Annotated in this window: 8 protein-coding genes; 7 read left to right on the top strand and 1 reads right to left on the bottom strand. The window is 51.0% G+C overall.

Annotated features, from left to right (window positions below; all coding sequences use genetic code 11):
- Positions 1-91 precede the first annotated feature (91 nt).
- Entirely contained in the window at positions 92-2980 is a 2889-nt protein-coding gene (locus IEY24_RS10795; RefSeq protein WP_188931521.1) for a TonB-dependent receptor, read from the bottom strand.
- A gap of 491 nt (positions 2981-3471) precedes the next feature.
- Between IEY24_RS10795 and IEY24_RS10790 the strand changes: the two genes are divergently transcribed.
- The 7 genes from IEY24_RS10790 to IEY24_RS32770 all read left to right on the top strand — a co-directional run bounded on the left by IEY24_RS10790 (position 3472) and on the right by IEY24_RS32770 (position 16142).
- On the top strand, positions 3472-4251 hold the full coding sequence (locus IEY24_RS10790; protein ID WP_188931519.1) for an NUDIX hydrolase: 780 nt from the start codon (positions 3472-3474) through the stop codon (positions 4249-4251).
- Positions 4252-4393: 142 nt separating this feature from the next.
- On the top strand, positions 4394-4969 hold the full coding sequence (locus tag IEY24_RS10785) for an RNA polymerase sigma factor (RefSeq protein WP_188931517.1): 576 nt from the start codon (positions 4394-4396) through the stop codon (positions 4967-4969).
- 112 nt (positions 4970-5081) lie between these two features.
- Complete coding sequence (locus IEY24_RS10780; RefSeq protein ID WP_188931515.1) at positions 5082-6092, top strand: FecR family protein; 1011 nt, start codon at positions 5082-5084, stop codon at positions 6090-6092.
- Positions 6093-6330: 238 nt separating this feature from the next.
- Positions 6331-9729 (top strand): SusC/RagA family TonB-linked outer membrane protein, encoded by a 3399-nt coding sequence (locus tag IEY24_RS10775; RefSeq protein ID WP_188931513.1) that lies wholly within the window; start codon positions 6331-6333, stop codon positions 9727-9729.
- 11 nt (positions 9730-9740) lie between these two features.
- Positions 9741-11207 carry a RagB/SusD family nutrient uptake outer membrane protein gene (locus IEY24_RS10770; RefSeq protein ID WP_188931511.1) on the top strand — a complete coding sequence of 489 codons (1467 nt, stop codon included), beginning with the start codon at positions 9741-9743 and terminating at the stop codon, positions 11205-11207.
- Between the two features lie 12 nt (positions 11208-11219).
- On the top strand, positions 11220-13100 hold the full coding sequence (locus IEY24_RS10765) for a glycoside hydrolase family 97 protein (RefSeq protein ID WP_188931510.1): 1881 nt from the start codon (positions 11220-11222) through the stop codon (positions 13098-13100).
- 45 nt (positions 13101-13145) lie between these two features.
- Positions 13146-16142, top strand: a complete 2997-nt coding sequence (locus tag IEY24_RS32770; RefSeq protein WP_229221849.1) for a ThuA domain-containing protein — start codon at positions 13146-13148, stop codon at positions 16140-16142.
- Positions 16143-16256 lie beyond the last annotated feature (114 nt).

The raw sequence follows: 16256 nt of genomic DNA, 5'->3' as shown, positions 1-16256 counted from the left end.
ATGACATGATGGTAAAGTGGATGGTCAATCGGCACCGGTCCGGTAGTATGGACCTTGCGCGGTTATCATCGGTGAATGCATTGGTACTCGGTCAGAAGGTGTAAGTTGCCGTCAGGAAATAGGCTCTCGGAGGTAGGCTTAGCGTGAAAAATACCGCATTGGGATTGCCTTCCATTTGGGCCTTCGTGAAGCCCTGCGTATTGAGCGACGCCGGAAACCCGCCCGGTGCCGACCAGCCCATGATGCCGTTTTGATTGAACACGTTGTTGACATTAGCCTGAATCTGTAACCTGCGTGAAACGTTATAGCCCAGGTTCAGGTTGGTCTGGTCAAAACCGGGGAGATAAAATACGTTGGCCACATTACCTGCCCGCCTGCCTGTATACGACCAGTCGATCGAACCGTAGACTTTATCGGAGGTGTAGGTTGGGGAAATGCGCAGGATCTGGCGGGGCGAATAATCGGTTTCGTTGCCCGAGTAGCTTTGAATCTGATCATCGGCCTTGCCGTTACCGTTCAGCACCCAGGTATTGAAATCGACAGCTGTTGATTTCTGGAATGTCGCGACTGCGCGGACACTCAGTTGTTTGGTCAGATTATAAGTCCCTTCCACTTCAACTCCGACCGTTTTGAACTTGTTGTAGAGAACAGCAGTCGTGTAGGTGGAGGTGAGCTCGGCCGATTCCTGGCCGAGGGCCTGCTGCGGGACTTTGCCCAGCAGACTGTAAAACGGGGTAACGAAAAGCGAGAACCGATCCTGTTTTGCTTTGAAACCCACTTCATACTGCTGTGTGCTTTGCGCAATCGGATTGAGATAACTGGCGTTGACCGACGACTGAACGTTGAGATAAATGCCAAGATCAGGCGCTTTGCGGCCCTGTGAATAGCGGGCGTATACGGCCAGCTGGTCATTGAACTTGTAATTAAGGCCGGTTGAATAGGAAATGGTCTTGACCGTTTTGTTATAATCCAATGTCGAAGTCACGGCTCCGCCCATGTTGTCGTATAATGTCAGGGGATTTTTGTCCGTTCCGCCGTCGGTGGAAGTCGTCGCGGACGCGATCTGGTTGCTACCTCTCACCCTTATACGTTCAAAGCGAATCCCCCAGTCAAAATTCAGTTTGCCGGATATTTCCCATGTATGTCCGAAGAAACCGGCGAGTTGATTTTGCGTGAGATCAAAGATATTGGTAGCTACGCTCCTGCCGGAACCGCCTGTTGTACCCTCGGGATTGGTAACCTGATATACTTTTCCTTGGAGGTCGGTGTAGACAATCGCCGTTGGTTGCGGACGGGCGCTTCCCATGAGCCCAAACATGCTGCCTACGCCATTAGGATTAAGCCGCTTTACACCGGCATGCGCGTAGTAAAGGCCGCCTGTAAAACTCATGTGGCTCAGCCGTTTGGTCAGCGTGACCTGGTCGATGGTTTCCTTTACACGGTTATCAAACACGATCAAAGGGTTGAACAGCAGGGAGTTCTTCTGAACCTCCGCCCCGGGTAAATTGCTGCTGTTAACGGTGAATTTGAGGCCCGCCGGCGCCCCGTTTACGAAATTGATGCCTTGCGTAACATTGGCCAGTTCGGTGCCGGTGGCCAGATCACGGAACGAATAAGTGCCCAATTTACCCGCCAGGCTATTTACCCCGTAGAACGTCACATTGTCGATTGCAAATGGGTAGGGGATCGATGTCGTGTTCCAATAGGACGTTTTGTAGGCGTAGCGAACCTTGTTTTCAAGCGTCCATCCCTTCCCGAAGCTGTGGTCGAAATTGAGCCCGATTGCCAGGTCTTTAGAGTGGATCTTGTCCCGCGAATCGAAGGTGCCCTGCTCGCCGCTGTCATTGATGGTGTATTGGGCCGACACCGGCGGGATCAATACCGAGCTGGTTTGCTTGACGCCCGGTGCCAGATGAGGGTTTTTGAAATCAACTGTCGGCAACTGTTCAAACCAGGAATTGTGGTCGTTCAGGTATTTGGCGTATAATTTCATGGAGCCTTTTTTGAAGTGTTTCGCGACATTGGCTTTGATCTGCCCGCCGTTGTTCATGGGATATCCGGGGTAGCGGGCACCATTATTTTGCCGCCAGAACCCGCCCATATTAAAGGTGAGCGTTTTATCGCTCGTCAGCGGGCCGCCGATATTAGCGTCTGCCCGGTAATAGGGATTCCGGCCGTTGCCTTCCAGCCCGAACTTCACCCGCGCCTGCGCTTCGAATGTCTGGCCACCTGTTTTGGAAACATAGTTAAAGATGCCTCCCGGAGCATTGTTGCCCAGAATCGACGCCGTACCGCCCCGAACCGCTTCCAGTTTGCCCAGGGTAAGGTCGGGCCGCAGAAAGAAATCCGGGCCATAGTTGCCGTAAGTTGCATTTGTTACCGGCAGTCCGTCCTCCTGCATCGAAACATAGTAATAGCCATTGGAGACGTCGTTCCCGCCTACGTTTACGCCTCTGGAACTGACCGTGTTACGGATTTCGCCCAGCGATGAGTTGACATATACACCGGGTACATTTTTCAAAAGATCGGCTGCACTCAAGGGCACCTGCAACTGAATAAGCTTGGCAGGAAGCACCGATATCGCCACCGAGGACTCCATCCGGCTTCGCTTATCGAATACACCGGTAACAATCACTTCTTCCAGATTGGCCGGGCTTTCCATGAGCTGCACATTGATAACGGACTGAGAACCAATGACTACCTCTTTGGGTAAGAAGCCAATAAAACTGAATACAAGCGTCGCGGACCGGTCTAGGTTAGAAAGCTCGTAATTCCCCGAGCCATCGGTAACCGTACCCTGGACCGAACCTTTCACCTTTACACTGACGCCCAACAGGGACTCTCCCTTTCCATCTGCCACCTTTCCGTGGACCGACGACTGGGCTAACGCAATCTGGCAACTGATCATGAATAGGAGCACAAGTCCAAAGAGCGGCCGAAATACATTTTCAGGCCGGGGAAGGTAGAATTGTCTGTTCATCTGTTAATCGGTTATAATGTACAAATCGGGCAAGCCGGTACCAGGCACAGTACCCCTTGGCGCTGGCGGCTTTTCAAACAAAAATTCAATGGCGTTTAAAAACACCAGCCACTCTGTAATGGAGTGACTGGTAGCTGATTACTTCAATGCGTCAATATGTGATCATATATAACTCCACAAATGTAAAAGAAAAATATTATTATTATCTACATGAATAGATAATAAATTTTTTGACTGTGTTTCGGATTTGAACGCGGCGCATCGCGATCCGTCTTAGTTACTTGTCGTCTACATAATGTCTTGATAGTCTTCGTTTTATTGGTTTGAAGGGGCCGCTGCCGGGACATCCGTTTAGCAACATTGGGCCGCTGAACCGAAAATCGGCAGTTATTCTCTACATGATCAGATAATAAATTAAATCTGTATCTTTCGGTCGTTCCCGGCGGCACCCTTTGTGAGCAGACTGCCTGTATCAAGAAATGAAAAACAATATGGAATCAGTAAGTGATAAAAATTACATCGAACAGGTTTCTGTCGAATGTGTCATCCTGGGGTACCAGGACCGGCAGCTGAGGGTTTTGGTGCCAAAGCTTGCTTTTAAAGGAGATTTTTGGGGCTTGCCCGGCGGGTTTGTGTACCAGGACGAGGACACGGACGACGCGGCCAGGCGCATCCTTTACGAACGTACGGGCATAAAGGACGTGTACCTGGAACAGTTTCAGGTAATGGGAAAGGCGAACCGGAACAGCCGGGAGTTCCTCGACCGGATGATCGGTCAGAATAGCGACTTGTTTAGTGACCCGCTAGCCGAAGGGCAACGTAGCCGGATGGATTATGATTGGTTCACCCGTCGTTTTATATCCATCGGTTATTACGCCCTGGTAGACATGAATCAGGTAATTCCGCAAAAGACGGACCTCGACGTGTCTATTGAGTGGTATCCCATCGGGGAGTTGCCGCCTATGATCATGGACCATAACCAGATCGTGGCCAATGCGCTGGCAACGCTCAGGCTCACGATCGACCAGAAATTGAATGCATTCAATCTGCTTCCTGAAACCTTTACCATGCAGGAAATCCAGGACCTCTATGAAGCCATATTTGAAAAGCGCTTCGCTCAAAACAACTTTCCCAAACGCATTTTGCGCCTGAACGTTCTCGACCGGCTGGAAAAGAAGTACACCGGCGCTGCCAACAAAGCGCCTTACTTATACCGTTTCGATAGAGCGCGCAGCAGCCAGTTGCCCACGGAGGATTTGTTTACCGAGTAAAACGTATATTGTTAATCGGTAGTAATTGGGGCGTATTTTCTATTCCGGCTATTCCGTCGGCGGAGTTTCGTGACAAAAGAAAATAGGACATTACTTCTTTATTTTTTTGTTATTTTTGCTTCTGTATCTGGACATACCTGGCATGAATACCCTCGAGAAGGCAACGGATGATGAGTTGGCGACCCTGTTGACAGACGGATCCGAAGCTGCATTTGATTCGATTTATGAGCGTTACTGGAGAAAACTTTATAATGAAGCGTTCAAAAGGATCAATGACTCTTCGGACAGTGAGGAGATTGTACAGGACATATTCGTTGATCTATGGCACAAAAGGGCCAGCAGACGGATCGAAAACCTCCGGGGATATTTGCTGGGGGCGGTACGGTACCAGGTATTTGCTGTTTATCACAAACGGAAGAATTTACCGGCTTTCGAGGAGCCGCTCGATTATATGGCGTTTTCTACCGATAATGCCGATTCCAATTTTCTGAGGGATGAGCTGCTCACAAGCATCCATCAATGGCTGGAAACACAGCCCGAAAAGCGCCGGGAAATTTTCAGATTACGGTTTCTTGAAGGACTTTCCACAATCGAAATTGCCGAGCAGCTCGATATATCGAGAAAAACCGTACAAAACCAGCTTAATACTTCCCAACAAAGCCTTCGCGAGAGTATCGGAAGGCTCCTTATCGTCATCATTTTGTTGCTTCGCCCATAGCCTTTCCACGAGCCGGGTCTGCCTGCATTAAAATTTTTTGTAAAAAATCTGAGGTCGGCCTGGGACTTTTCAGGGACATTCTTCACTGGTAAATAAGCAGCGTTTTATAAACATGTCAAGCGGAAATAGGAATAAGTTCAGGTCGATCGTCGCGAAGTACCTCAAAGGGGGTGCCGATGAGGAAGAAACGGACATGATCGAGAAATACTATGAGCTCTTTGCAGGCAAACCGGATCATTTATCCGAAGTGTCGGCAGAAGAGCTCGCCGGCGTGCATGAAAGAATGAAAGGAAACATAGCCAAACGCATTAATTCTCAACCAGCCAGGTCTCGGCCGCTCTGGTCCGGGATATTCTGGCGTATGGCGGCGGCAGTTGTGATCCTGATTGGGTTGGGCTGGATTTTCTTCGTTCTAAGGGAACAACAGCATCCCGGAGTCAAGCTTTCAATCGCCAGAATGGTAACGCACCGGTCGGTGAAAGGCCAGACGAAATTTGTCGTACTCCCGGATGGCAGCCGGGTCGTGCTGCATGGCGACACGCGGATTGAATACGGTCGGGATTTTAACAACAAAACCCGGGAGGTGTCGCTGACAGGGGAGGCTTATTTTGATGTGGTGCATCTAAATGCCAGTGGCCGCAAGCCTGTTCCTTTTGTGATCAAGACGGGGAAAATCAGTACTACGGTTCTCGGGACTGCATTTAGCATTAAATCCCTGCCCTCCGAAAGTGAGGTGGTGGTAACGGTCACCAGGGGGAAAGTAAGGGTGGACGACGGAGGTAAGCACACGAGTTTGCTGACTGCGAACGAGCAGATGACTTACAACACCCACACGACCATTGCGGACGAAAAAGTTGTGAAGTCGCAAGAGCTTACCGCCTGGGTGCAGGCCGATATGGTGTTTCAGGAAATGCCATTCGGGGAGCTGGCGGAAATGCTGGCAAAACGTTATGGTGTAAGAATATCTTTTCAAAATACGCAATTGCAAAACTGCCTGATAACCGGCCGGTTTTCAGGGACGGAAACCCTGGAAGAAGTCTTTAAGGTACTGACCCTGACCAGCAATACAAAATATGCCCTGGAAGGCGGCGAACTGGTGTTAAGTGGAGAAGGCTGCCGCTGAATTGACTGATAACTAAACTCTTATGAAACAAAACGCCAACCATCCCGGCCGGGCTCCGTAGCTGCCCGGTGATCCCATAAAAAAGCTCCCCGGCCTTGGACAGCAATAGGGAGCTTTGAATAGAAAATTCGCAAAACAAATTTCTAGACAATACAAATATATGAAAAAACCTATATCCGTAGGCAGAAGAACTGTGCCCGGCCGGCAAGGTATCTTGTGCCGATATCTTTGCAATTTAATGAAGATCAGCGTTTATGGTATCGGCCTTCTCATCATAGCAAGCCAACTGCTGCTGGCGGGTGTGAGCGGTGCGCAAGATATTAGGGAAGCCAATGTAACAATTGGTTTGGAAAAGTCTTCTTTAAGGGAAGCGCTTCAAAAGCTGCAACAGGAATCGGGGTACAATATCTTCTACCTTTCGAAGGCCGTCTCGCCGTTCGACAACATAACGCTCCAAAGGGAGCCGAGGACGGTTCAGAAAACGCTGGAATTGATCCTCGACCGAACCCATATCGTGTTCCGGCAGGAGGGCAGAAATATTATCCTGACCGAACGCGAGGTACTGATCCCCGAGCCCAAAACGAAGGCTCCGGTCAGGGGCAAGGTGGCCGACAAGGATGGTGTGGGCTTGCCGGGCGTAAGCGTGATCATCAAGGGGACCAGTCACGGGACGATTACGGATCAGAACGGGAATTATAATCTGGATTTCCAGGAAGATAATCCGGTGCTCATATTCAGCTTTGTGGGCTACGTGGCTCAGGAGCTGGAAGTTGGCAAGCGCGAAGTGCTCGACGTCGTGCTGGCGACGGACGAAAAGGCTTTGGAAGAGGTAGTGGTGGTGGGCTACGGTACCCAGAAAAAAGTGAATCTGACCGGCGCCGTTAGCAATGTGACAGGCTCCGAGCTGACCACCCGGCAAGCGCCCAATACCACTTCGCTGTTACAGGGAAGAATGCCCGGCGTGCAAGTGACCCAGAACTCGGGGCAGCCGGGTGCTGAAAACGCCAGTATACAAATCCGCGGGCAGGGTACTTTCAGCGGGGCGGGGAATGATCCGCTCATATTGATCGATGGGGTGGAGGGTAACCTGAACAACGTCAACCCTAATCAGATCGAAAGCATTTCTGTATTAAAAGATGCGGCATCGGCGGCTATTTACGGTTCGCGCGCCGCGAACGGGGTTATACTGGTAACCACCAAAACCGGTACGGCCGGGAGGTTAAACGTCGATTACAGCTACAACTTCGGCAGCCAAAAAGCCACTTCCGTCTATGACAGGATAACAAACTCGGTGCAGTTTATGGAGCTGCTCAACAAGGCCATCGCCCACACGGGAACAAATGCGAACCAGCTCTATACGCCCGCACAAATTGAAGAATACCGCCAGGGAAGCATTACAAACCCTGCCCAGTACCCGAGCTACGACTGGATGGACGCTATTTTCCGGACTTCCCCCATGCAGCAGCATTACCTGAGCGTAAACGGCGGAAAGGAAAACACGACCTATAATTTCGGGGCAGGTTACCTCAATCAGGACGGGATCCTGATCGCTACCGGCTACAAGCGCTACGATGCGCAGTTCAATTTCAAGACAAGTCTTAACAAAAAAATTACGTTTGGGACCAACCTGGCCTTTTCGAAAGGAGATCGGAATGAAACTGCGTTGAATACCGTTTTCGACGGGAATTCGACCGAAGACCAGATTCTCAGTGCATTGGCAGCGCACCCTACATTTACGCCGAAGCTGCCCGATGGAAGTGGCCGTTATGCTGCCAAAGCCTATATACAGGAAGGCGGCAACAAAAACCCGGTCGCACTCGCTGAAAACGGCGGCAGGTACGTCAGGAACTATTACGCGCTGGCATCGGCATTTTTAGATGTGAATATTTTCCCGGGTTTAAAAGGGCAGATCAAAGGCGCTGTGAAATTCAACGACCGGCAAACCAAAGTGCACGTAGTGGGGATTCCGGCCTATATGTTTTTGCCGGACGCCAGCGGCCAGTACTTGTACAACACGCAGTGGAACGGTACAGTGGGCGAAAACAACCTGACGGTCCGGAAAGAAAATGACGTGCAGTACACCCTGTTTGGTACTTTGAATTACACGAAGAAAATCAGGGAAAATCACGACCTGAATGTATTGTTGGGCGTGAGCCAGGAAACCTTCCGGTACGACCGCTTGCAGGCATTCAAAAGGAATGCGCCGTCGAATGACCTGCTGGAACTAGGCGCATACTCCCCAGGCGGGCAGCTGGCCGACGGTCTGGCTTATCAATGGGCGCTTCAATCGGTATTCGGGCGGGTGAGTTACAATTACAGAGAGAAATACCTGCTTGAAGGGAATTTCCGTTACGACGGTTCGTCGCGCTTCCCGGAAGGTAATAAATGGGGCTTTTTCCCGTCGGCCTCCGCAGGATGGAGGATTTCTGAAGAGCAGTTTTTGAAACAGGTCAACTGGCTGGAAAGCCTGAAAGCGCGCGTATCATGGGGACAGGTCGGTAACCAGAATGTAAACCGGAACCTGGGCGGCGAATCCATGCCCTACCCGTATCAGCAGGTGCTCAACCCCGTGGTGTACAATATCGGCGGCTCATTGCAGCAAGGCGTAACGCAGACAGACCTCATCAACCGCAACATTACCTGGGAAACCACGACGGTAACCGACGTCGGGATCGATTTTGGCCTGTTCAGGGCATCGGTGTTCGGAAGCATCGACTGGTATTCCAAAAAGACCACGAACATCTTGAGGCCTTTGCAGGTGCCCGACTTTATTGGTGTAGCCGGTCCGACGGTCAATCTGGGAGAAATGAGCAATACAGGTGTTGAAATTTCACTGGGCTACCAAAGCAGGGTTAAGGATTTCCGCTACAAGGTCCAGGGAAATTTTGAAACCTACAAAAACAAGGTTGTGAAGTTCGGTGCCCGTGAAGTGAACAACGGCAACGGCACGGTAACGCAGGAAGGCCTGCCTTACAACTCCTATTTTATGTACGTTTTTGACGGCATTTACCAAAACCAGGGCGAAATTGACAATGGGCCGACCCCGCTCGTGAAACCAAAGCCCGGTGACATGAAGTACCGCGACATCAGCGGGCCTAACGGCGTACCGGATGGGAAGATTACAACGGACGACCGCATGGTGGTCGGCGGCGCCTTCCCCAAGTTCAACTACGGGTTGACTTTTAACGCAGACTACAAAAACTTTGACATCGGCATTTTCCTGCAAGGCGTGGAAGGGCGTAAAATATACATCAAGGAGTGGGGGATAGCACCTTTCAGGCAGGCGGGGCCGCCTCCTACATTCTGGGAAAAAGCCTGGGACGGTGAAGGAACGTCTAATACGATACCGCACATCTTTAACGAAAATTACGCGCCTAACACCCAGGTATCCGACTGGTGGCTCCAAGATGCTTCCTATCTGAGGTTGAAGAACTTTCAGCTGGGTTACAGCTTCCCAACCAAACTGATCAACCGCGTGAAGATCCAGATGCTCAGAGTATACGTGTCGGGAGATAACCTGGTGACATTCACCAAGTTTTTCAAGGGTATAGATCCCGAGCGGGCGGCGGCAAGCGGCAGAGCGGCTATTTATCCGCAGGCCAGGATCTATTCATTTGGTGTTAAAGTCACATTTTAATCAGTAATGTTATGACAACCAGATATTTAAATAATATAATTCTATTGCTGTTGACTACGGTGGTGTTCGCCTGTCAGGACACGCTGGACACCAATCCGCTCGGTAATCCCAACTCTGAAAATTTCTGGAAGACGGAGACGGAAGCCAACAAGGCTTTGATCGCCTGCTATGCCAAGCTCAAAGAGCCGATTATTTCAAACGGTCCGGCCCAGAGCGGCAACTCTCTTTTTTGGGAGGCATTATCGGACAATGCTTCCAATACCTCCAATTACGAGTCGTTCGATGTCGTGATGCGAGGGGAACACAATTCGGCCACTACGGGAATTGTCAGCAAGTCGTTTACCATCGGATTTCAGGGCATAGCCGCGTGCAATTATTTCTTGGCCAATATCGATCGCGTGACGGCTACTACCGACGCTGTGCGCAACCGTATGAAAGGAGAAGCATTGTTCCTGAGGGCTTTTTATTACAATGACCTCACCCAACTCTACGGGGACCTGCCGCTGATTCTGAAACCGGCGGAGCTCGACGATAATCTCCGTGCAACGCCCAGGGCGCCAAAAACAGAGATAGTAGCACAGATCCTCAAAGATCTCGATCTCGCCATCTCGTATCTGCCCGCGGTTGCGTATACCGACGGGCGTGCGGTAAAAGGATCGGCCATTGCTTTAAAGACGAGGGTATTGCTGAACAATGAGCTGTACAGCGAGGCAGCCGATGCGGCATGGAGCCTGATCGGGGATGCCGCCAATCCATTCAAACTCTCAGATAACTATGCCGGTATCTTCTTCGGAAACCAGATCGGCAACCGCGAGATCATGTTTTCGGTGCAGTTCAAAGCCCCGGACGATTACCATTCGCTTGATCAGATTATCGGGGCGAGGATGTCGGTATTCCCCACACTCGAACTCCGGGATGCCTATGAACCCAACGACCCGCGCAGGAAAATGACCATTTTTGAAGCAGGAGACCCGTGGGCCTACAATCCGGCAGGCTTTAAGCAAACCGGAAGTCTTGCGGAAGGACAAATCCCGTACACAGGCATGGCTTTCAGGAAATGGGTTAACACGGCGATCAACAACGGATCGGGCTCGACGCTGAGCGAGCAGCATATGGTGAAGATCCGTTACGCCGACTTGCTCTTAATGTATGCCGAGGCCATGTTTGAAAGCGGAAAGGGGACCGATGCACGTGCGCTGAAAGCGCTGAACGATGTTCGGGCGAGGCCGGGCGTTGAAATGCCTCCCAAACCGGCCCTCACGCGCGACGTGATCAGAAACGAGCGCAGGGTTGAGCTTGCCTTCGAAGGGTTGCGTTATAACGATCTGGTGCGTTGGAAGGTCGCGGAAAAGGTTATTCCGCAGGTAGCTTACGATGCGAAAGGAACAAAAAGAAAATTCAAAGCCTACCTTTTGCCAATCCCTTTGGCCCAAATGGATATCATGAAAGGGATCTGGACACAAAACGAAAATTATTGAGGACTGAGAATCATGATGGGTATACAAAGAATAACGGTGCTGATACTTTTGGCATCCACCCGGCTATTGGCCGCAGGCGACCTGACGGTGAAAAGTCCTGATCAAAAAGTTGCGTTCCATGTATTTACGAAGAGCGATTCCCTGTTCTATCGAATTTCCTACGAAAACAGGGACGTAATCGAAGCTTCGCCAATCCGGATGTCGCTGGATGCGAAAGCCATTACCGACAAGGTGAGGATCGGCAACGCAGATAGCTATCAGCTGGACGAAACATATCCATGGTACGGAGCTCACTCGATGGTCAGGAACCATTACAGCGGCTCAAAAATCGGCATTAGCCGTGGTGCATTGCATTATACGCTTGATGTACGGGTGTTTAACGATGGCGCAGCATTCCGGCTGATCGTTCCCGGGAAGCCGGATGCAAAACGCATTGCCGACGAATCCACTGTTTTCAGGCTTCCCGCGGGGACCACCGGCTGGTACCACGACTTGTACATGCATTATGAAGGGGAATATGCCCGGAAAAACATGGATACCGTGAAAGCCGGACAATGGGCAGCTCCTTCCGTGACATTCCGAATGCCCGGGAGCCAGGTCTACCTGTCGGTGACGGAGGCAGATCTCAAAAATTACGGGGGGATGGCCCTTCAAACAGACGGTAACCGGGGCATGGTATTAAGACTGCCTCAAAGCCAGCCCACTTCTTACCCGTTTAAGTTGCGATACAGCGCGGAGGATGTGCTCAGGCTTTCTCAACCTGCCGCCATCACCGGGACAGTCAGCACCCCATGGAGGACAGTGATCGTCGCCAACGGACTGAATGCGTTGGTCAATAGCGACATTGTGCATAACCTCTGCCCGCCACCAGATCCGAAGCTATTTCCCCAGGGCATCAAAACAGACTGGATCCAGCCAGGTGCCGCCGTGTGGAAATATCTTGACGGCGGCGGCGAAGGCACACTGGAAACTATGAAGGAATACTCGCGGCAGGCATCTGAGCTCGGTTTTAAGCACAATATCCTCGAAGGCTTTTGGAAAAAATGGCCTGATAGCGAGTTGAAATCCCTGGTAGACTATTCACGCGAAAAGCGCGTTCACATCTGGTTATGGGAGCATTCCAAAAACCTCAGGGATGCAACAACCCGTCAGGCTTTTTTTAAGCATTGTCGCGATTTGGGTATCAGTGGCTTAAAGATCGATTTTTTCGACCATGAGGCGAAGGAGGAAATTGATTTATACCAGTCAATTCTGCGCGAAACGGCGGAACTGAAAATCATGGTCGACTTTCACGGAGCCAATAAACCCACCGGCCAGGAGCGTACCTGGCCCAACGAGCTCACCCGCGAGGCAGTGAAGGGGATGGAGGCTAGTAAGTTGAAGGACAGGGCCGGGCACAACGTTACATTACCGTTTACCCGCTTTGTAACGGGGCAAGCGGAATACACGCCCGTCCATTTTGGCGAGCGACGGAAAAACACGACCTGGGCGCACCAGATCGCCAGTGCCGCCATTTTCTCGGCCCCATTACTTACCTACTCGGCCAGTCCGGAGCATTTGCTTGCCAACCCGGCCGTCGGGATGATCAAGAGCATTCCGTCCGTGTGGGACGAGACGATCATACTACCCGGCTCCGCGATTGGGGAGGCGGCCGTGTATGCGCGTCGAAGCGGAACGAGCTGGTTTCTGGCAGTAATGAATGGGGCTATGCCAAAGCGCATTGATATTTCCCTGGCGTTCCTGGGGGAAGGCAAGTTCAATGCTTCGGAAGTGAGGGATGCGGACGGCAACCCCGCGGGTGTCGGCCTTGGAAAAGGAAGCTACGACAAAAATGGTACCATACAGCTGGACCTCGCCGAAGGCGGAGGTTTCATCGCAAGATTCGACCGCTGATAGTGCGCCGGTATTTCGCCGGGCATTCTTATTAATAACGAAATCATGAACGAGATTTTTCGGACAACAACCATTCAGGGAATTTGCTTTTCAGTCGTAATCCTGCTCTGTTTTTTTAAAGACGGGAATGCGCAGGAAATATATGCCGGACGCTATAAAGCCGTCTTCACAAGCCCGCCCGCCAAAGTGCCCACAGCCAAAACGCCGGATGGGCCGTTGGCGGGAAACGGGGATATCGGTCTGACGCTCGGCGGGAAGCCTGATAAGCTGCTGTTTTATCTCGGGAAAAATGATTTCTGGCGTGCATACCCTGTTTATCCAGGCGGTGGTATTGCGCTGCCCGGGTGGTTGGAGATGCATATTCCCGCACTTTCGGGCGCCGACTATTATGCGGAGCAAATACAGGACAAAGGTGAAATTACCGGACGGTTTACCAAAAATAGTCTTACGGTTCGGATTAAAACCTGGGTGTCGGCAACCGCCAATACGGTAGTTGTCGAGCTCGGGTCAAACCAGGCTTGCTCAATGGATTTTACCTTAAAGGCGGCCGAAGGAAATACCTCGGTCAATGCAAAGGGAGTGGACGGAGGCACGCATTGGGTTACACGTTCGTTTGAAAATACGCCGCTGCTGGAATGGCCGTCGCATGTAGCGATGGCCGTTAAAGTGCTGGGAGCGAAGCCGGGAAACGACGGTAGCATTACCTTGAAACCCAATAGCAAGGTGACTTTGGTGGTGACCATGTATACCAACTTCGATTCAAGAGATTGGAAACAAAAGGCGATTGCGGTTGCAAAGGGGACGACGCAGGCTACTATTAATCAGCTGCAAAAGGAGCATTACGCCTGGTGGGAAAAGTTCTGGAAGCAGTCGGCAGTACAAATAGGGGACCCGTTTCTTGAAAAATACTACTATGCGTCGCAGTACCTTTTCGGGGCGACGTCGCGTGGGGATAAGTTTGCGCCCGGCATCTGGGGGCCATTTATTACAAAAGATTCCGCCGCATGGGGTGGAGACTACCATCTGAATTACAACTACCAGGCGCCCTATTGGGCTGCCTATTCGTCGAACCGTATCGACGAGACCGGTAATTTCGACAAGCCCCTGCTCGATTACATGGAAAACGGAAAGCGCCATGCGAAGGAGCTCTTGGGCATCCGCGGCATTTATTATCCTGTCGGAATCGGGCCAATGGGACTTGTTACGACACGTTGGCCATTGACGCCCGATGAAATGGAGAAGCGGTATGCTTCCAGGGAGAATACCATCGACGGCGGATACAAGTTTCTGGGACAAAAAATCAACGCCGTGTTCAGCGTCGGCAATATGCTCATGCGCTTTTACAGTACGTATGATGTTGCCTACGCACGAAAAGTGTACCCTTATATGCTGGAATGCGCGAATTTCTGGGAAGATTATCTGAAATTCGAAGACGGGCGCTACGTCATTCACATGGACCATTATAATGAGGTAATGCCAAACCTGAAAAACAAGGGGCAATGGCGCCAGCTCCTGGGTGATTTCAATTCCACATTGTCTGTTGGATTGGTAAAAATGCTTTTCAAAGGCATTATCGACGTAAGCAGGTTCCTGAAAGCCGACACGGGCAGGGTTCAAAAGTGGGAACATATTGTGACGCACATGAGCCAATTCACAGTCGGGGAGGTCGACGGCAAGCCAAGTCTGAAAGGTGTAGAATCCAGCCCTTCTCCGGTTCACAGCCGGGTTGAAGGCCTTGCACGGGTATCCATACACGGGCTGCTCCTGCCGGCCGGCGTGTGCGGGCCCAAGACCGACTCCGCATTCAACCAAATCCTGCTGGGTGATATCAGCCGATGGAAAGACAAAATGAAAGCCCCGGGAGATTGGGGAAATACGCTCGGTAATGGAATCGAAACCTGCTTCCCGGCCGCGGTCAGGGTTGGATATGATGCTGATGAAATCATGCGGCAGCTCACCGACCGGATCAAGCGCCAGTCGTTACCCAACCTTTGGATTACCGCGGAAGGCGGGGGGATAGAGACGCTGTCGGCAGTTCCCCTGACGATCAATGAAATGATGATGCAGAGTTACGAAGGGATAGTCAGGATATTCCCGAATTGGAACAAAACCAAAAATGCCAGTTTCGATCAGCTCCGGGCGTATGGCGCTTTTTTGGTAAGTAGTCGTTTGGAGCAAGGAGAGATCGCATATGTAAGGCTCCTGAGCGAAGCTGGAAGGCCTTGTGCCATCGAAAACCCGTGGCCGGGACACAAAGTACAATTGTTGCGGAACGGACAAAAAGCGGAACAACTGACCGGCAGCACATTTTCTTTTCCTACCAGGCGTGGGGAACGGGTGGAGCTGGTTAAGATTTTTGCGCCTAAGCCACGTTTGCTTATCGTCACAGGCGGCCACGGATTCGAGAAGGTGCCGTTTTACAACATGATGGATTCACTGGGTAATTTTAGTTATGACAAAATAGAGCAGCCGAAAGCCAACGAACTCATCGCTTCGCCTGCGGTTAACAAATACGACGCCCTGGTTTTTTATGACATGAACGACTCGATTACGGCGTCGCAAAAACAGGCCTATTTGCAGCTGCTGCAAAAGGGCAAGGCGATGATCTTCCTGCATCATGCGTTGGTTTCCTATCAAAATTGGGATACGTTCCAGCAAATTATCGGCGGCAAGTATTACGCAAAGGCTACGTTAGTCGATGGCGATACGTTGAAATCCAGTTACCAACATGATGTTGTGATCCCGGTTAAAATTGAAAACCGGGCGCATCCTGTGACCACAGGACTCCCGGATTTTGAGATTTTTGACGAAGTATACGGGAACTTTGGGACCCAGCCAACGATCCGGCCTCTCCTGAGCACAACGCATCCGGGAAGTTCGAAATACATTGCCTGGACCAATCCCTTTGGCCGGAGCGAGGTACTTTTCATACAACTCGGTCACGGGCCCGAGGCATTTGGAAACCCTAATTACAGGAAATTGCTGCGACAGGGTATTGAGTGGTCGATAAAGAACAATAGCCCAACGCTCAACCGAAAGTAGATTTGAACGAGCTTCGTGTTCGTTTCGGATTTAGCTAAGTAGCAAAGGCAATCAGAACATTTAAAGGGTCATTTTAGTGTAAAGCGCTAATATTTAGCAAATTACTCTAAGTGA

The sequence above is a fragment of the Dyadobacter endophyticus genome (genome assembly GCF_014641595.1).
Taxonomy (GTDB): domain Bacteria; phylum Bacteroidota; class Bacteroidia; order Cytophagales; family Spirosomataceae; genus Dyadobacter; species Dyadobacter endophyticus.
The sequence above is the reverse complement of the archived record's forward strand: the minus strand, read 5'-3'. Positions and strand labels throughout refer to the sequence as shown.